General features: G+C 73.5%; 13 protein-coding genes. 8 read left to right on the forward strand and 5 right to left on the reverse strand.

Annotation, left to right across the window (positions count from 1 at the left end; all coding sequences use genetic code 11):
• Positions 1 to 474: 474 nt before the first annotated feature.
• A complete protein-coding gene (locus ABT245_RS25900) occupies positions 475 to 1,005 on the reverse strand; it encodes a hypothetical protein (RefSeq protein WP_351737464.1) in 531 nt (176 codons plus the stop codon).
• Positions 1,006 to 1,103: 98 nt separating this feature from the next.
• Here ABT245_RS25900 and ABT245_RS25905 point away from each other — a divergent pair, with 98 nt between their 5' ends.
• The 6 genes from ABT245_RS25905 (at position 1,104) to ABT245_RS25930 (ending at position 10,154) form a co-directional block, all read left to right on the forward strand.
• Entirely contained in the window at positions 1,104 to 1,808 is a 705-nt protein-coding gene (locus ABT245_RS25905) for a response regulator transcription factor (protein WP_351737466.1), read from the forward strand.
• Entirely contained in the window at positions 1,805 to 3,178 is a 1,374-nt protein-coding gene (locus tag ABT245_RS25910) for a sensor histidine kinase (protein ID WP_351737468.1), read from the forward strand. The genes ABT245_RS25905 and ABT245_RS25910 overlap by 4 nt, the downstream gene beginning before the upstream one ends.
• 171 nt (positions 3,179 to 3,349) lie before the next feature.
• Positions 3,350 to 4,804, forward strand: a complete 1,455-nt coding sequence (locus tag ABT245_RS25915) for a cellulose binding domain-containing protein (protein ID WP_351737470.1) — start codon at positions 3,350 to 3,352, stop codon at positions 4,802 to 4,804.
• Positions 4,805 to 4,993: 189 nt separating this feature from the next.
• On the forward strand, positions 4,994 to 5,818 hold the full coding sequence (locus tag ABT245_RS25920) for a hypothetical protein (protein WP_351737472.1): 825 nt from the start codon (positions 4,994 to 4,996) through the stop codon (positions 5,816 to 5,818).
• On the forward strand, positions 5,818 to 7,953 hold the full coding sequence (locus ABT245_RS25925) for a bifunctional serine/threonine-protein kinase/ABC transporter substrate-binding protein (RefSeq protein WP_351737504.1): 2,136 nt from the start codon (positions 5,818 to 5,820) through the stop codon (positions 7,951 to 7,953). Before ABT245_RS25920 ends, ABT245_RS25925 begins: the two co-directional genes overlap by 1 nt.
• Positions 7,954 to 7,964: 11 nt before the next feature.
• Entirely contained in the window at positions 7,965 to 10,154 is a 2,190-nt protein-coding gene (locus tag ABT245_RS25930) for a bifunctional serine/threonine-protein kinase/ABC transporter substrate-binding protein (RefSeq protein ID WP_351737474.1), read from the forward strand.
• Positions 10,155 to 10,257: 103 nt separating this feature from the next.
• Here the strand turns inward: ABT245_RS25930 and ABT245_RS25935 are convergent, their stop codons facing one another.
• The 4 genes from ABT245_RS25935 to ABT245_RS25950 all read right to left on the reverse strand — a co-directional run bounded on the left by ABT245_RS25935 (position 10,258) and on the right by ABT245_RS25950 (position 15,054).
• The gene (locus ABT245_RS25935; protein ID WP_351737476.1) at positions 10,258 to 11,685 is read right to left on the reverse strand and encodes a GH1 family beta-glucosidase; all 1,428 of its coding nucleotides are present in this window, start codon (positions 11,683 to 11,685) and stop codon (positions 10,258 to 10,260) included.
• A gap of 119 nt (positions 11,686 to 11,804) precedes the next feature.
• Positions 11,805 to 12,707, reverse strand: coding sequence for a carbohydrate ABC transporter permease (locus ABT245_RS25940; RefSeq protein ID WP_351737478.1), 903 nt, complete (start codon positions 12,705 to 12,707; stop codon positions 11,805 to 11,807).
• Positions 12,704 to 13,729, reverse strand: coding sequence for a carbohydrate ABC transporter permease (locus ABT245_RS25945; RefSeq protein WP_351737480.1), 1,026 nt, complete (start codon positions 13,727 to 13,729; stop codon positions 12,704 to 12,706). The genes ABT245_RS25940 and ABT245_RS25945 overlap by 4 nt, the downstream gene beginning before the upstream one ends.
• On the reverse strand, positions 13,726 to 15,054 hold the full coding sequence (locus tag ABT245_RS25950) for an ABC transporter substrate-binding protein (RefSeq protein WP_351737482.1): 1,329 nt from the start codon (positions 15,052 to 15,054) through the stop codon (positions 13,726 to 13,728). The genes ABT245_RS25945 and ABT245_RS25950 overlap by 4 nt, the downstream gene beginning before the upstream one ends.
• A gap of 332 nt (positions 15,055 to 15,386) precedes the next feature.
• On the opposite strand from ABT245_RS25950, the gene ABT245_RS25955 reads away from it, so the two are divergent.
• Positions 15,387 to 16,442 (forward strand): LacI family DNA-binding transcriptional regulator, encoded by a 1,056-nt coding sequence (locus ABT245_RS25955; RefSeq protein WP_351737484.1) that lies wholly within the window; start codon positions 15,387 to 15,389, stop codon positions 16,440 to 16,442.
• 351 nt (positions 16,443 to 16,793) lie between these two features.
• A complete protein-coding gene (locus ABT245_RS25960; protein ID WP_351737486.1) occupies positions 16,794 to 18,341 on the forward strand; it encodes a TIGR02677 family protein in 1,548 nt (515 codons plus the stop codon).
• The last annotated feature ends 5 nt before the right edge of the window (positions 18,342 to 18,346 follow it).

Genomic DNA, 18,346 nt, shown 5'->3' on the forward strand with positions numbered 1-18,346 from the left:
CGGGCGCCTGCTGCCCCACGGTTTCGGTGTGCCGGTCGGTTCGGCGTCTTCGTGCCGGGTGAGTCCGTGGGCTCTGGCGCCTGTTTCCCACGGTTTCGGTGTGCCGGCCGGTTCGGCGTCTTCGTGCCGGGTGAGTCCGCGGGCCCCCGCGCCTGCTTCCCTACGGCTCCCCCCGGCGCCCGGACCGGTGCGGAGCGCGGCGGGCAACCGCTGGCCGGTGAGGCTGTGTGCGCGGGTCGGCTCGGCGGGTTCGCGGTGGTCGAACTCGCCGGGTTTCGGGTGCAGTTGCTGGGGGCTTCCGTGCGGACGGATTCGGGGCCTCCGCGCCCGGCGAACTCGCCGGCCCCCGTGTCCGCCTCCCCGCGGCTCCCGGCCCGCGTCGACTTGGCGGCCGGCCTCCGCGCTCCGCCGGCTCGGCGGCATCGCGTCTGCGGGTCCGTGACCGGCGTGCTTCCTCGGGTGAGTCGGCGCGGCTCAGTAGGTGACGATCTCCACGTGTGGGGGGCCGTCATGCCATGTGCAGAACACCGACACCCGGTCCGCGCCACGGGTGAACTCCACCCGGATCCAGCTCGCCGTCTTCCACACCTGCATCGACCACCCCGTGCCCGGCGTCGCCGAGACCAGCGACGCGCTCGCCTCCCCGAGGTCGAACACCGCACGCCCGCCGTCGGTGTCGTAGGCCCTGACCCGGCCGGAGGCGGTGGAGGACGGCGACGGCGCGGGACTGCTCGGCGTGCTAGAGGCGGGCGCCGGCGTGGGCCGCGCGGACGGCGTGTCCGACGGCTGCCGAGCGGGCGTCCGCGACGGGGACGGCGGCCGTGCGGTCGCCGACACCAGCGGCTTCGCGCCCTGCGTGGTCGCGTCGGCCGCCGTGATGGGCAGGGCGCGCGGCGGGTCGTACGCCGTCCCCGCCATCACCGTGTGCACACCCCACCACGACAGCGTGACCGCCGCGCCCGTGGCGAGCGACCACGCCAGTACGTGTACGAGTCCTTTGCGCATCGTCGGTCATACTGCCCCACGCGCCCCACAGACCGCACTCGGCGGGAGTTGTCCACAGGCCCCGGACGGGGTGGGCCGCATGGCGTACGGTGCGGCGCATGGCAAGTGTGCTCGTGGTCGAGGACGACCAGTTCGTACGCTCGGCGCTCATCCGGCATCTGACCGACGCCTCGCACATCGTGCGCAGCGTCGGTACGGCACTGGAGGCGCTGCGCGAGGTCGCCCATTTCCGCTTCGACGTGGTCATCCTTGACCTCGGACTGCCCGATCTGGACGGGTCCGAGGCCCTGAAGATGCTGCGCGGCATCACCGACGTACCCGTGATCATCGCCACCGCCCGGGACGACGAGGCGGAAATCGTCCGGCTGTTGAACGCGGGGGCGGACGACTATCTGACCAAGCCGTTCTCGGTCGACCACCTGTCCGCGCGCATCGCCGCCGTCCTGCGCCGGGCCCGCGCGGCCTCCGCCGACGCCGCGCCGCCCTCCGTGCTGCGCGTCGGCGGCCTGAGCGTCGATCCGCTGCGCCGCCAGGCCGAGTTGGACGGCGTACGGCTCGACCTGACCCGCCGCGAGTTCGACCTGCTCGCCTTCCTGGCCGCCCGGCCGGGCGTCGTCGTACCCCGCAGAGAGCTGCTCGCCGAGGTCTGGCAGCAGTCGTACGGCGACGACCAGACCATCGACGTCCATCTGTCCTGGCTGCGCCGGAAGCTGGGGGAGACGGCCGCCCGGCCGCGCTATCTGCACACCCTGCGGGGCGTCGGCGTGAAGCTGGAGCCGCCCGGAGGGGAGCCCGCGCCATGAGGTGGGCCCTGGTCAAGGTGTGTCTCGCGGTCACCACGATGGTCGTGGTCGCCTTCGCCGTGCCGCTCGGACTGGTCATCAAGGAGATGGCCCGCGACCGCGCCTTCTCCAACGCGGAGCGCGAGGCCGCCGCGCTCGCCCCGGCGCTGTCCATCACCACCGACCGGGACAAGCTGGAGCGGGTGGTGGCCTCAGCGGGTTCCGACTCCGGGATGGCCGTGCACATACCGGCCGTGGACGACACCGCCGCCGTCGACATCGGCAGGCAGCGCGCCGCCGACCGGGACATCGGCACCGTGCGCAGACTGGGCCGTGCCTCCACCACCGGGGTGCCGGGCGGCTCGACGCTGCTCCAGCCGGTCGCGCTCAGCTCGGGCGCCATCGCGGTCGTGGAGGTGTTCGTCCCCGACTCCGACGTCGGCAAGGGCGTCGGCACCGCCTGGGGCGTCCTCGCCGCGGTCGGCGTCGCCCTGGCCCTCGGCTCGGTCGCGGTCGCCGACCGGCTCGGCGTGCGGATGGTGCAGCCCGCACAGCGGCTGGTCGAGGGCGCGCACGAGCTGGGGGAGGGCAAGCTGGGGGCGCGGGTGCCGGAGGAGGGGCCGAACGAACTGCGGCTGGCCGCGGTCGCGTTCAACGCCATGGCCGACCAGGTCGTCCAACTCCTCGCCAACGAGCGGGAACTGGCCGCGGACCTGTCCCACCGGCTGCGCACACCCCTGACCGTGCTGCGGCTGAACACGGCCTCGCTCGGCGACGGGCCCGCCGCCGACCAGACCCGGGCCGCCGTCGCACAGTTGGAGCGGGAGGTCGACACCATCATCCGCACCGCGCGGGACGCCAAGCCGCAGACGGCCGCGGCCGGGCCGGGAGCGGGCTGCGACGCGGCCGAGGTGGTCCGGGAGCGCATGGCGTTCTGGTCCGCGCTCGCCGAGGACGAGGGCCGCAAGTGGCGGGTCGCCGGGGTGGAGCGTCCGGTGCGCATCCCGGTGGCCCGCGCCGACCTGGCCGCCGCGCTCGACGCGCTGCTCGGCAATGTCTTCCGGCACACCGCCGAGGGCACGGCCTTCGCGGTCGACGTGCACAACGGCGAGGACGCGGTGATCGTGCTGGTGTCCGACGCGGGCCCCGGCATACCCGACCCGCAGGCCGCGATGGCCCGCGGCCGGGGCTCCGGCAGCGCCGGCTCGACCGGACTTGGCCTGGACATCGTGCGCAGACTCGCCGAGTCCACCGGCGGTGACGTACGGATCGGCTCATCGGTGCTGGGCGGCACCGAGATACGCCTCTGGATCCAGATGGCCGGGCGGGAACCGGTGCGCCGAGGACACCGCGGCGCGGTCCGCCGCCGCAGACGCCCGGCCGTGACCTGACACGGACCCGCCCGCCCCCACTCCTGGTCTCGACCTTTAACCGTCCCCGATCCCTTCCTTAAGCGCGCCCTAAGAACCGCAACGCCCGTCCGGATCAAGCGCTTTGCCCGATTCCGGATCGCTAGCGTGCTGCCGCACCCACCCCCGTGAACAGCGAAGGCAGGCAGGCGCATGAGCACGCACCGGCGCAGGATCAGAGGCAGGCACAAGGCGTTGGGCGGTTTCTTGGCGGCCGCAGTGGTCGCCGGCGGCGCCGTCCTGCTCACCGGCACCGCACAGGCGGCCGGCGTCGACGCCGCGTACACGAGGACCAGCGACTGGTCGACGGGGTACACCGCGCAGTACGTCGTCACGAACAACACCGGCGGGCCGCAGCGGGACTGGACGCTGGAGTTCGACCTGCCGGCCGGCACCAAGCTCGGCTCCCTGTGGAACGGCGAGTCGAGTGTGAACGGCCGGCATGTCACGGTGAAGCCGCCCAAGTGGCAGACCGACGGCCTGGCGGTCGGCACATCGCTCACCGTCGGCTTCGTGGTCAACGGCACCGGCGACCCCACGGGTTGTCTGATCGGCGGCGTGAAGTGCTCGGCGGACGACGCCGCGACGCCCGAGCCGAGCGGCCGCCCGAGCGACATGCCCACCCCGACCGCGACGCCGTCCTCCCCGGATGCGGCGAGCCCGACCGCCACGGGCAGCCCGTCCCCGTCCGGGAGCACCGGCACCGGCACGGCCGCCAGCGCGGGCTTCGCCCCGTACGTCGACACCTCCCTGTACCCGGCGTTCGACCTGCTGGCGAGCGCCACGGCGACCGGCGTGAAGAACTACAACCTCGCCTTCGTCACCGACGGCGGCGGCTGCACCCCCAAGTGGGGCGGTGTGACAGACCTGTCCGGCGACGGCGTCGCCGCGCAGATCGGCGCCCTGCGCGCCGAGGGCGGCGACGTCCGGGTCTCCTTCGGCGGCGCCTCCGGCTCCGAACTGGCCACGACCTGCTCCTCGGCCGACGCGCTGGCGGCGGCGTACGGCAAGGTGGTGGACGCGTACGGGCTCACGAAGGTCGACTTCGACGTGGAGGGCGGGGCACTGCCCGACACCGCGGCCAACACCCGGCGCGCCCAGGCCATCGCCCGGCTCCAGGCCCGGCACCCCGACCTGGACGTCTCCTTCACCCTGCCCGTGATGCCCGAGGGCCTCACCCAGGACGGGGTGAACCTGCTGGCCGACGCGAAGTCCAACGGCGTGCGGATCGACACCGTGAACATCATGGCGATGGACTACGGCGCCGCGTACAGCGGTGACATGGGCGACTACGCCGAGCAGGCGGCGACCGCGACACAGGCGCAGATCAAGAGCGTGCTCGGCCTCTCGGACGGCGCGGCGTGGCAGACGGTCGGGGTCACCCCGATGATCGGCGTCAACGACGTGGCCTCCGAGGTCTTCAAGGTCGACGACGCCGCCCAGCTCGTCGACTTCGCCAAGTCCAAGGGGATCGGCGGGCTGTCCATGTGGTCCGCGACCCGTGACAAGCAGTGCGCGGGCGGCGCCAAGCCCACCGCCGACGCCACGTGCAGCTCGATCGTCCAGGACCCGTTCGCCTTCTCCGAGGCGTTCGCCGCCTACCGCTGACCCAAGACCCTTCCGGGCCGCCCGGCCCGGAGCCATGATCCCAGGCCCTTCCGGGACACGGGGGCGGCGCCCCGGCCGGCATTTCCCCACCCGGCCGGGGCGCCGGTGTGTCCACGGTTGTGATCGGATCGTGCTGACGGCCTGTGAAGTCCACGGGGATAATGGGGCGTTGTGTGGTGGGGGAGATTCTTGCGCAGCGGCGCCGCCGCTCTCGTGTGCGGGCTGCTGCTGGCCGGGTGCACCGGTTCCGGCGAGCCGTCGGCGACCGGCCGGCCGTCGGCGTCCCGAGCGGCCAAGGGCGGCGCGGCGCCGACCGGTTCAGCGACGACTTCCGCCGAGGGCCCGACGCGGCAGGCCGATCCGGCGAAGCTGCCGACGACCGCCCGGGCCGCGCGGGCGCTGATCCGCGCGGTGATCGCCGACGAGGGGACCGTCGGCGACGGGGCCCGGCGCGGCACGCCGTACGAGAGCGACCCGGGCACCTGGGCCGTGCTGGGCGAGGACTGCACCTGGCGCCGGGAGGCGCTGCGCGGTGACGTCCTGGCCAACCTGCGGCGGAACTTCGAGGTGCCGGGGGCCGACGGCGCGGCCGGACTGCGGCTGTCGGCGGAGGTCACCGTGCACCGCACGACCCTCGACGCCGCCTGGGACCAGGCCCGGATGCAGGAGGAGGCCATCCAGTGCCCGGGGCAGACCCTGCGCGCCGGTGCGCGGCTGACCGGCCTGACCTCGTCCGCGTACGCCTGGGGTGAGGGCGGCAACACCTACAGCGACGACTCCCTGATCGAGAGCGGCCGGTGCGTCGGCGAGATGCCCGGCGGCCCCCGCCCGTACTGGTGGATCCAGGCCACCTTCGGGCCGGTCGTCGTCAGCGCGTCCCTGTGCGGCGGCACGGAGCGGGCGCGGGACGCGTCCGTGGACCTGGTCCAGGCGTACTTCACGCAGATGCTGCGGAACGTGAAGGACGCGATCGCCCGCCCGGCCGGCGCGTCCGGCGCCCAGGGGGGCGCGTGATGGAGCGACTGCTGCCCTCGGACCCCTCCCACCTGGGCGACCACCGGCTGCTCGGACGGCTCGGCGCGGGCGGCATGGGCGTGGTGTACCTGGCGCGCACGGGCGAAGGGGACCTCGCCGCCGTCAAGGTGATCAAGGCCGAGTACGCCGACGACCCCGAGTTCCGGGAACGGTTCCGGCGCGAGACGGCCGCGGCCGGGCAGGCCCGCAGCCCCTGGGTGGTGCGGGTGACCGGCGCCGACCCCGAGGCCCCGGCGCCATGGCTGGCGACCGCGTTCGTCCCCGGACCCTCGCTCGCCGAGGCCGTCGCGGAGTGCGGACCGCTGCCGGTGCCGGCGGTACGGGTGCTCGGACATGTGCTGGCGCGGGCGCTGGAAGCCGTCCACGGCGCGGGCCTGGTGCACCGGGACGTCAAACCGGGCAACGTCCTGCTGGCCCTCGACGGCCCCCGCCTGATCGACTTCGGCATCGCCCGTTCCACCGCCCCCGGGGCGACCGCGCTCACCTCGGACGGCGTGGTCGTCGGCACGCCCGGCTTCCTGTCCCCGGAGCAGGCACAGGCCCGGCCCACGGGCCCGGCGAGCGACGTGTTCTCGCTGGGCTGCGTCCTCGCGTACGCGGCGACCGGACGCCTCCCGTTCGGCACCGGAGCGGCCGACGCCCTGCTGTACCGCACCGTGCACGACCGGCCCGACCTGGACGCAGTCGAGGACGACGGGCTGCGCGCGCTGCTGGCACGCTGCCTGGCCAAGGAGCCCGCCGAACGGCCCACGGTGGCCGAGGCCGCCGCCGGCCTCACCGAGGACGCCCCCGCCGACCCGGCCGACTGGCTGCCCGCACCGGTCGTCCGCATGATCGCCGACCGGTCCGCCCGGCTGCTGGCGCTGCCCGAGGTGGAGCCCACCGAGGCGGACACCGCGCGGCGCGGCGGCACCTCCCGGCGGCGGCTGCTGTCCCTTGCGGCGGGCGGCGCCGTGCTGGTCGCGGCCGGTGGCGGCAGCGCGCTGTGGGCCGCATTGCGAGACGGCGGCGAGCGGCCGGGCACACCGGCCGGCCGGCGGTGGACGATCGGCGTCCAGGCCGATCTGAGCGGGCCGCAGCAGGCCGCGGGCCGGGCCCAGGAGCGGGCGGTGCGGCTGGCCGTCGACGCGTTCAACTCCCGCGCCGGCAAACCCTTCACGCTCACCGTCGAGTCGGTGGACGACCGGGGGAGCACGGCCGGCGCGCGGGCGGCGGCCCGCCGGCTGACCGGCGACCGCGATGTGCTCGCCGTGCTCGGCCCCACCGGCTTCACCTCCGCCGTGGCCTGTCTGGCCGCGTACGAGAACGCCGGGCTGCCCCTGCTGACGGTGTCCGAGCTGTGCCTGTCCGCACCGGACTCCGCCCAGATCCTCGACCCCCGCGTCTACTTCCGCTGCACCCCGGCCAACATGGTCGGCGGCTACCTCACCGACGCCGCGCTGGCCGGTCTGGGCGCCGCGCGGCCCGGTGTGCTCATGGACCGCGCGGGCGGACTGACCGGCCGGGAACCCGTCCAGCTGGCGTACCGCATGGCCGCCGGGTTCAAGCTCGACCCGTACGTACGGATCGTGCCCGCCGCCGCGCCGGACCCGGCCGCGGTGGTCTCCGACATGCTCGCCCACGACATCGACGGCCTCTACTACACCGGCACCGCCGAACGGGCCGCGCCGGTGGCGCGGGCCCTGGCCGAACGCGGCTTCGACGGACCGCGGTTCCTCGACACCCCCGCCGCCACGGACGCCTTCACCGCCGGCGCGGGCGAGGCCGCCGACGGCTGGCAGGCCCTCACCTCGTTCGCCGCCCCGGACGCCCCCGCGGTGCGGACCTTCGCCGCCGCGTACCGCGAGCGCCACGGCGCCGCCCCCGGCATCTGGGCCGTCGAGGCCTACGACGTCGCCCGCCTCGTCATCGACCGGCTCACCGCCGTCGAGCGGAGCAAGGGGCGGCGGCCGAGCCGCAGCGAACTCGCCGCGGCCCTGCGCACGGCCGACCACAAGGGGGCGGCGGCCACGTACGCCTTCGAGAAGGACGGCACGTTCAAGGGCGGCCGGCTCAGCCATCTGCGGGTCTTGGGCGGACGCTGGCGGTACGTCGGCCCGGTGCCGCTCACCTGAGGCGGGCGGCGATGCGGGCACTGACGGCGGACGACCCCGCCACGGTCGGCGGGCACCGGCTGCTGGCCCGGCTCGGCGCGGGCGGCATGGGCGTGGTGTACCTGGCGCGCAACCGGGGCGGGCGGCTCGTCGCGCTCAAGGTGATCCGCGCCGAGCATGCCGCCGAACCGCAGTTCCGGGCCCGGTTCCGGCGCGAGGCCCGGCTGGCCGCCCGGGTGCGGGGCCGCTGGGTGGTGCCGGTCACCGACGCCGACCCCGAGGCCCGCGCACCATGGCTGGCCACGGCGTTCGTGCCCGGGCCCACCCTGGCCGAGGCGGTGGCCGGGCACGGCCCGCTGCCCGCGCGCGCCGTGCTCACCCTCGGGCAGCGCATCGCCGAGGCGCTGGCGGACGTGCACGCGGCCGGGCTGGTCCACCGGGACGTCAAACCCGGCAACATCGTCCTCGGCCGGGACGGGCCCCACCTCATCGACTTCGGCATCGTCCGCGGCGCCGGAGCCACCGCGCTGACCGCACCGGACGCGGTGATCGGCACCCCCGGCTACCTCTCCCCGGAACAGACCCGCGCCTACGGCGACGACATCGGCCCGGCGAGCGACCTGTTCTCGCTGGGCTGCGCCCTGGTGTACGCGGCCTCGGGCCGGCCCCCGTTCGGCGGCGGCGACCCGGCCACCGTGCTCTACCGCACCGTCCACGAGGAGCCGGACGTACGCGGACTCGACCGGTTGCCCGGCCCGGCGCGCGCCGCCGTCGCCGGCTGTCTCGCCAAGGACGCGGCCCGGCGGCCCACGGCACCGGACCTGAGCGCGGCCCTGGCCGCCGCGGGCAGCCGCCGTGACCCCCGTGACAGCGGTCGACTCCCGGACTCGGACGACTGGTTGCCACCCGCGCTGGTACGGCTGGCCGCCGCCTGCGCCGCCCAGGCCCTGGACCCGCCCCCGCGCCCGCCCGGAGCCAACACGGGCCCCGCCGGCGCCGCGGCCGAGGACGCCGCGGCCGAGGACGCTCCCGCGCCCGGCCGCCGCCGGTTCCTTGCCGTCGGCGCGGCGGCGGGCGGTGTGCTCCTCGCCGGGGGCGCCGGGGCGGCCGTCCTGCTGCTGCGCGACGGCACGGGCGGCGGCACGGCACCGCCCGAGCACACCATCGGCCTGCACGGCATCGGCCAGGCGCAGGAGCGCGGCGCCCGGCTCGCCGTCGCCGCGCACAACGCGGGCACCGGCATCCGGTTCCGGCTCGCCCTACGGGTCGTCGCCGGCCACCAGCGGGCCGACGAGGCCGCCCGCGCGGCCCGGCTGCTGGCCGCCGACCCGGCGGTGCTCGCGGTCCTCGGTCCCACCGCCGCCACGGCGGTGCACGCGGCGGCGCCGGTGTACGGGGCCGCCGGTCTGCCGACGCTGCTGGTCTCGGCGACCGCCACCGCGCGGGACGCGGCCCGGGTGCGCTCCCTGTGCGTCACCCGGGTCGGCGAGGACGCGCTCGGCCTGCCGCTGTCCGTCTATCTCACCCAGGCCCATCCGTCCCGGCGCACCGCCGTGCTGGAGGACCTGGCCGCCGGCTCCGCGGGCCGCGAACTGGCGCGCACGATAACCGCGTTGCCACCCGGCGGCGGTACCACGACCCGGCACCCGGTGGCCGCCGACCGGACCGACTTCCGCGCGGCCGTCGCCGACGCGCTGGCGACCCGGCCGGATGCCGTCGTCTACGCCGGCACCTCGCCCACCCGGGCCGCCGCCTGCGCCCGCGCGCTGCACGGGGCCGGCTTCACCGGCGCCCGCGTCGCCGTCGAGCCCGTGCTGCGCGGCGCCTTCCTGGACGCGGCGGGCGCGGCGGCCGACGGCTGGGTGCTCGCCGCCCCCTACGCCGAGCCCCGGTCGATGAACACCGCCGCCGCCCGCGCCTTCACCGCCGCCCACCGCGACCGCTACGGCGCCGATCCGGCGCGGTGGGCGGCCGAGGCCCATGACGCCGTCGTGCTGATCGCCCGCACCCTGGACGCGCTCGGCGGCGGCCCGGACCTCACCCGGGGCCAGCTCGCCGAACGCCTGTTCCGGACACCGGTCCAGGGCGTCGCCAAGCCGATCCGCTTCGACACCGCCCGCACCCTCGACGACACCGACGCGAGCTTCCTCTACGGCGCCGCGTCCGGCCGATTCCGCTTCCTGAACCGCTACGACCGCGTCACCCACCCGTTCACGCCCTAGGGCAGCCCTAGCCCACCGGCCGACGGCCCCGGTGCAGCGCACACTCCGCGGGGTGCGACGCGCCCCCACGACGCGCCGTACCCCTGCCCCCGGTCCCCCGGGCTCAGACACCCTCGGTCGGCGGCAGCGTGCCGGAGCGGGCGGCCTGCCCGTACCAGCGCGCGCTCGACTTCGGCGTTCGCTCCAGCGTGGCGTAGTCGACGTACACCGCGCCGAAGCGCTTCTCGTAGCCGTACGCCCACTCGAAGTTGTCCATCAGGGACCACAGGTAGTAGCCGCGCACATCCGCGCCGTCCGCGATGGCCCGGCGGACCGCCGAGAGATGGCCGTGCAGATAGGCGATGCGCTCCGGGTCGTGCACCCGGCCGTCCGGGTCCGGCTTGTCGTCGTAGGCGGCGCCGTTCTCCGTCACATACAGCGCCAGGCCCGGGGCCTCCCGGGAGTACCGCATGATCACCTCGTGCAGGCCCGTCGGGTCGATCGTCCAGCCCATCTGAGTGCGCTCGCCCGGCGTCTGGTGGAAGGCCACGTCGCCCGCGGCCGGCCAGGGCGAGTGGTCGCTCGCCCCGTGTCCGTCGGCCCGCGGCCCGGTCGCCTCCGGGTCGGCCGCCGAGACCAGCGTGGGCGTGTAGTAGTTGAGGCCCAGCGCGTCCAGCGGCTGGTGGATCGCGCGGAGGTCGCCGTCCCGGACGTAGGACCAGTCGGTCACCGACGCTGTGTCCCGGAACAGTGTCTCCGGGTACGCCCCGTGCAGCAGCGGGCCGTGGAAGACACCGTTGGCCAGGTCGTCGATCCGGCGGCCCGCCGCGAGGTCCGCCGGGTCCTGCGAAACGGTGCGCACCGCCGAGGGGTTGAGGCTGATCGCGATCGTGTCGCGGGCCGGCAGCACCGAACGCAGGGCCGATGTGGCCAGCCCGTGCGCCAGGTTGAGGTGGTGCGCGGCCCGCAGCGAGGCCGCAGGGTCGGTCCGGCCCGGCGCGTGCACCCCGGAGCCGTAGCCCAAAAAGGCGCTGCACCAGGGCTCGTTGAGGGTGATCCACTGCTCCACCCGGTCGCCCAGCGCCTCGCCGACGAGCCGCGCGTACTCGGCGAACCGGTGGGCGGTGTCCCGCTCCGGCCAGCCGCCCGCGTCCTCCAGCTCCTGCGGCAGATCCCAGTGGTAGAGGGTGACGGCCGGCTTGATGCCGGCGGCCAGCAGCTCATCGACCAGACGGCGGTAGAAGTCCAGGCCCACCTGGACGGCCGGGCCCCGGCCCGTCGGCTGCACCCGCGGCCAGGAGATGGAGAACCGGTACGCGTTCAGGCCGAGGCCGGCCATCAGCGCCACGTCCTCGCGGTAGCGGTGGTAGTGGCCGACCGCGATGTCACCGGTATCGCCACCGGCCGTCCTGCCGGGCGTATGGCTGAAGGTGTCCCAGATCGAGGGGGTGCGGCCGTCCTCCCGTACCGCCCCCTCGATCTGGTACGCGGAGGTCGCGGCGCCCCAGAGGAAGGCGGGAGGAAAACTCACGGAGGCAACGGGCTCAGACATGGAAGCGCTCCCATCGAAGGGTCGTGAGACCGGTGGGGTGTGGAGAGAAGAAGGGGGAGGGACGGGGCGGGGCACGGGGGCCGGGCCGGCGGTGGCCCGGCCCCCGGGGCTCCGCGGGGTCAGCCCTTGATCGCGCCCTGCATGATCCCGCCCACGATCTGCTTGCCGAACAGCAGGAAGGCGACCAGCAGCGGCAGTGTGCCGAGCAGCGCGCCCGCCATGATCACCGCCTGGTCCGGTACATAGCCGGTGCCGAGCGAGTTCAGGGCGACCTGCACGGTCGGGTTCTGCTGGTTCAGGGCGATGATCGGCCACAGGAAGTCGTTCCAGGCGAACACGAAGGTCAGCAGGCCGAGCACGGCCATCGCCGGCCGCGCCGCCGGGAACACCACATGCCATACGACCCGCAGACTGCTCGCCCCGTCCACCCGGGCCGCCTCGATCAGCTCGGTCGGCAGCGCCTGCACCAGGTACTGCCGCATGAAGAACGTGCCGAACGCGGTCACCAGGCTGGGCAGGATCACCGTCTGCAACTGGTTCGACCAGCCCAGGTCCGACATCCACAGATACAGCGGTACGACGGCGAGCTGCGGCGGGATCATCATGGTGCCGATCGTCAGCACCAGCAGCAGGTTGGAGAAGCGGAACCGCAGCTTGGCGAAGGCGAACCCGGCGAGGGTCGCGAACAGCACCGTACTGACCGTGATCGTGCCCGCCACGATCACGGAGTTGACCATGGCGGTGCCCAGCCCCGCCTCGTCCCAGGCGGACTGCAGGTTCGAGAACAGGTTGCCGCCGAACCACAGCGGCGGCGGGGTCTCGGCCAGCCGCCGGTCGGTGCGGGAGGCCGCGATCGCCGTCCACACCAGCGGCGCCAGCGAGACCAGGGCGAAGACCGTCAGAACGACATAGGTGACCGGACCCGCGTGCAGTTGCTTGCCCGCGCCCATCATCCGGCGCCGCCCGCGACCACGCCGCTCGGTGCCCGCGCCGCGTGGGAGGGTGAGTTCACTGGTGGTCATTGTGACTTCCTCAGGCGTCGGGTGAACAGCATGTTGATCACGGCGACGATCACCAGGATCAGGAACATCGACCAGGCGATCGCGGACGCCTTGCCCAGGTTGCCGATGATCCAGCCCTGGTCGTACATGTACAGGCCGAGCGTCTGGTACTGGTGCTCGGAACCGCCTTTGGAACCGCTGACCCCGCCGAACAGCAGCGGCTCGCCGAACAGTTGGGTCGCGCCGATGGTGGAGACGACCACCGTGAACAGGATCGTCGGCCGCAGCTGAGGGACCGTCACATGCCGGAACTGCTGCCAGCGGTTGGCGCCGTCGATCGCCGCCGACTCGTACAGATCGGTCGGGATGGCCTGCATCGCCGCCAGATAGATCAGCGCGTTGTAGCCGGTCCACCGCCAGATCACGATGGACGACACCGCGGACTGCGAACCCCAGTCCGACTCACGCCAGTTGACCGGATCCACACCGAACAAGTGAAGGATCCAGTTGACCATGCCGCCGTCCCACGAGTACAGCAGCGTGAACACCAGCGTCGCCGCGGCCACCGAAGTGGCGTACGGGGTGAGCATCACGACCCGCCACACGGTCAAGCCGCGCAGCCGGTAGTTCAGCAGATGCGCGAGCCCGAGCGCGGCCAGCAGCTGCGGCACGGTCGAGATCACCCCGATGGTGAAGGTGTTCTTCAGGGCGTTCCAGAAGAAGTCCGACGACCACAGGTTCTGGTAGTTGTCCAGGCCCGCCCAGCTCTGGTGGTCCAGCGACGACAACTGCACGTGATGCAGCGAGTACCAGGCGGTGTACAGCAGCGGGACCAGCGAGAAGGCCCCGAAGAGTATGAAGAAGGGGGCGATGAACGCGTACGGCGACGCCTTCATGTCCCAGCGGTACCACCGGCTGCGCCAGGAGTCGGCGCCCGCCGGCGCACCGCGACCGTGAGCGCCCCGGGCCGCGCCCGGCTGGGAGCCGGGCGCGGCGTCGGCACTCGACGCGGGCCGCGCGAGAGCCTGCTTGGAGCCGGTCACTGGCCGAGCACGTCCTTGATCTCCTTGGTGGCGGCGTCCCAGCCCTGCGTCGGGTTCTTGCTCTTCTGTTCCACCTGGAGGATGCCGATGTCGGTGATCGCGGAGTTGATCGGCTGGTCCTTGACGCCGAAGTACTGCGTCGGGATGGTCTTCGCCGAGTCCGCGAAGATCTGTGTGATCGGCGCGTTCGAGAAGTACGCCGTGGTGTCCGCGGCCGGCTTCAGGCTCGCGTACGCCGACGGGGTCGACGGGAAGCTGGCCTGCTTGGCGAAGACCTTGGCCTGCTGCTCGGGCGCGGTCAGCCACTTCGCCAGGGCGATGGCCTCCTTCTGGTGCTTGCCCGCCGTCGGCACGCCGATGAAGGAGCCGCCCCAGTTGGCCGCGGTCGGGGCCGCCGCCACGTCCCAGTTGCCCTTGCCGGAGTCACCGGACTTCTCCTGGATGTAGCCCATCATCCAGGCCGGGCAGGCCACCGTGGCGAAGGTGGCGTTGGCGAAGCCCTGGTCCCAGGGCTTGTCGAACTGCTTCAGCTTCGCGGACATGTCGCTGGTGGCCACGGTCATCGCCACGTCCCAGGACGTCTTCACCCCCGCGGACTCGTCCCAGACGACCTCGCCGCCGTCGTCGTAGTAGCGCTCCTTCGCGCCGCCGAGGGCCGCGTTGTAGACCGAGGAGGCCGAGTCCACGAACTTGGTGCCGGACGGCGCCTTCTTCATGTACTCCTTGCCCAGTTCGACGTACTTGGCCCAGTCGCCCTTCCACTGCGCGGCGAGCTTGGTCCGGTCCGTCTCCAGGCCGGCCTTCTTGAACAGGTCCTTGCGGTAGCAGATGGCCATCGGGCCGATGTCCGTGCCGAGCCCGATGGTCCTGCCGTCCTCGGTGGTGGCCTGGGCCAGCTTCCAGTCCAGCCACTGGGACGTGTCGACCTCCTTGCCGAGGTCCACGAACTTGTCGGCCTGGGTCTGCACGGCCTCGGTGATGTTGCCGACTTCGATGGCCTGGATGTCGTCGGTGCCGGAACCGGCCTGGAGCCGGGTGAGCACCTTGGGCCAGTAGACGTCGGTGCGGGTGGTGACGTTCTCCTTGACGGTGATGTCGGGGTGGAGCTTCATGTACTCGTCGTAGAGGCCGGCCTGCTTGTAGCCGAAGACACCGAAGGTCCCGATGGTCAATGTGGTCTTGCCCGTGCCGCCGCCGTTGTCGCCGCCCGATTTCGACGAACCGTCGTCGGAGTCGCTGGCGCAGCCGGCCAGCACTCCCGTAGTCAGCGCGGCGACGGCCGCGAAGGCCACCAGCCTGCGGGACCGGCGGGTACTCGTGCGCATTGAGTCCTCCTGTTGCCTGACGTGCCGACCCCCCCGGCCAACTGCTCTGTCGGGCCCGTTCGTACGCGCTGCGGCTCGGGCGGGGAACGTGCGGGACGTGTATGAGTCAGGTGCCTTGGGAGCGCTCCCACAAGTGATGAGTTGAAGATTCGTCGGTTCGAGCGGGGGTGTCAAGGGAGCGGACGCGGCCAAGTGCCCTCAGTTATCCGCCTGTTAACCAATGCCCGCTCGTCCCACCGGAACCGTGACCGCACCGGCGCACGGCCGGCCCCGCAGGCAGGGGCTGTTACATTCCAGACCAGGCAGATTGCCGGTCCAGAGAGGCGGAGGCCATGGCAAGCCGCGGAACACGGGGGCGCAGTGGCCGTCGGCCGACCCTTGAAGAGGTCGCCGCACGGGCCGGTGTGGGCCGTGGCACGGTCTCCCGGGTGATCAACGGCTCGCCCCGGGTCAGCGACGCCACGCGCGCGGCCGTGCAGGCGGCCGTCGCCGAGCTGGGCTACGTACCGAACACGGCGGCCCGCGCGCTCGCCGCGAACCGCACCGACGCCGTCGCCCTGGTCGTCCCCGAGCCGGAGACCCGGTTCTTCGCGGAACCGTACTTCTCGGACATCCTGCGCGGAGTGGGAGCCGAACTCTCCGACACCGAGATGCAGTTGCTGCTGATATTCGCGGGCAGCGACCGCGAACGGCAGCGGCTCGCCCAGTACCTCGCGGCACACCGTGTGGACGGCGTGCTCCTGGTGTCCGTGCACGCCGACGACCCGCTGCCCGATCTGCTGGCCCAACTGGAGATCCCGGCGGTGATCAGCGGCCCGCGCTCCGCGGCGGAGACGCTGACCTCGGTCGACTCCGACAACTACGGCGGCGCCCGATCGGCCGTCGAGCACCTGCTCGCCCGCGGGCGGCGCACGGTCGCCCACATCACCGGCCGCCTCGACGTGTACGGCGCCCAGCGACGCGTCGACGGCTACCGCGACGCCCTGCGCGGCGCCGGCCGCCCGGTGGACGAACTCCTCATCGAATCAGGCGACTTCACCGAGGGGGGCGGGCGGCGCGCGATGGCCCGGCTGCTGGAGCGCAGCCCCGGCCTGGACGCCGTCTTCGCCGGTTCGGACGTCACCGCGGCCGGCGCCCGGCAGGTGCTGCGCGAGGCGGGCCGCCGCATCCCCGACGACGTGGCCCTGGTCGGCTACGACGACTCGGCCATCGCCCGCCATATGGACCCGCCGCTGACCAGCGTCCGCCAGCCCATCGAGGAGATGGGCCGCGCCATGCTCGACCTGCTCCTGACGGACATCGCCGACCGCCGCCCCGCGGTCTCCCGCGGCCTGGAACGCCGACACGCGATCCTCCCCTCGGAACTGGTGATCCGCGCATCGTCGTGACCGTCCACCGCGCGGGGGCCGTTCACCGGTGCCGCCCGCCGACTCCCGTACCGGCCGACGGCAGCCTGCCGCCGCGAAGCCGTGTCGCCGCCGAGTGGCCGGCCGCGGGCGGCTCACCGGTGTGGCTGGGGGCGTACACAGCGATCCGCCGCTGAGTCGGCCGCCGGGTGGATCCCCGACGACGGCCACCGCCGGTAGGGAGTGCGAGAGGGGTGCATTGTAGGGCAGATGGAAAGAGTCGGGGAGCGGCTTACCCGCGCTGGTCGGGGTACGGCAGACTGGTGTGGATCCGGTGGTGTCCGGCCGGGCGTGCACCGGCCGAAACAAGGGAGAAGGGAAGCCCGCAGATCCGTGAGTGACGAGTTCGACGCCTTGGAGCCCTCGGCCCCGGAGCCCGTTGACGAGGGCGCGTTCGGCATCGACGCGTTCTCCATCGACGACCGGCTGCGACTGTTCCACTTCGCCGCCGCCGAGAAGCGCCACGAGTACCTGTGGTTGCTGCGGGCCTTCGACCGCGGGCGTGTCAACTACCAGGTGCTGCTGCACGCTTCGGACGTGGTGGGGCTGCTGGAGCGGCTCGCCGTCGACCATCCCGCTGCGGGCGCCGTCGGCGGGTCTGCCGGTGTGCAGCCGCTGCTCGACGCGCTCGCGGAGTGGCAGATCCTGGACCGGTCATACGACGGGACGCGGGCCGCGAACCTCGCCGAGTACCGCAACCGCCACTACGTGTACCAGTTCACCCAGGCCGGATACCGGGCGTACCGCGCGGTGGAGGACGTGCTCGGCGCCAGCCTGGAGGACGCCCAGCTCTCCCGCCTCGTCTTCCCCGACATTCTCGGCGACCTGCGCGCCCTGGCCGAGGCCAACACCGCGGGCGACGGCGAGGAGGTGTACCGCAAGCTCGGCCGTCTCGACTCGGTGCTGAACGAGATGGCGCAGCGCGCCGCCCGCTTCTATCTCATGCTGGGCGACCTGGCGCGCACCAACGACACCCGGCCCGAGGTGTTCCTCGCCCACAAGGACACGCTCCTCGCGCACATGCGGGAGTTCACCGCCGAACTCGGCCGCTACGCTCCGCTGCTGGCCGAGGCCGTCGAGAAGGCCGCGGCCACCGGCGTGGACCGCATGATCGAGTACGCGGCCGAGGCCGACGAGCGGCTCTTCCGCAGCCCCGCCGAGCGCCTGGCGGACTGGCGGCACCGGTGGGACGGCATCGTCCACTGGTTCGCGGAGCGCGAGCACAGCGAGACCGAGCGGCTGCAGGACGCCACCGTCACCGCGATCCGCTCCGTCCTCGGTCTGCTGCGCCGGGTCACCGAGGCGCGCCGTGGCGGAGTGAGCCGGGAGAGCCAGCTGCGCCATCTCGCCCAGTGGTTCACCTCCTGCGAGAGCGACGAGGACGCGCATGCCCTGTTCCAGGCGGTCTTCGGGCTCGGTGCACCCCGCCACATCGCCGTCCCGTACGCCGATCCCGAGCTGATCCCGGGGCGTACGTCCTGGTGGGAGGCGGAACCGGTCGAACTCGCCCGCACCCTGGTCCAGTCCGGCCGCACCCCCGCCCTGCACGGCCCCGGCCGCATCGAACGCGACGACGACCGGCGGGCCCTGCTCCGCGCCGAACAGCTCAGCAAACAGGCCGAGCGCCGGGTCGCCGCGAACTCCCTCGCCTCGGACGGTGTGTACGGCCGGACGCTCGACGAGCCCGAGACCCGGGCTCTGCTGGCCCTGCTGGACGTGGCCCTCGCCGCCCGTGTCCCCGCCAGCCGCCGGGTCACCGCCGCTTCCGGCTCCGCCCACGGGGTACGGCTCACTCTCACCCCCGCCGAGGGTTCCACCACCGTCGACACCGTGCGCGGGCGTCTCCATCTCGACGGGCTGCGTCTGGAGGTCACCGCATGAACCGT

Source organism: Streptomyces sp. NPDC001508 (assembly GCF_040298665.1).
Lineage (GTDB): Bacteria > Actinomycetota > Actinomycetes > Streptomycetales > Streptomycetaceae > Streptomyces.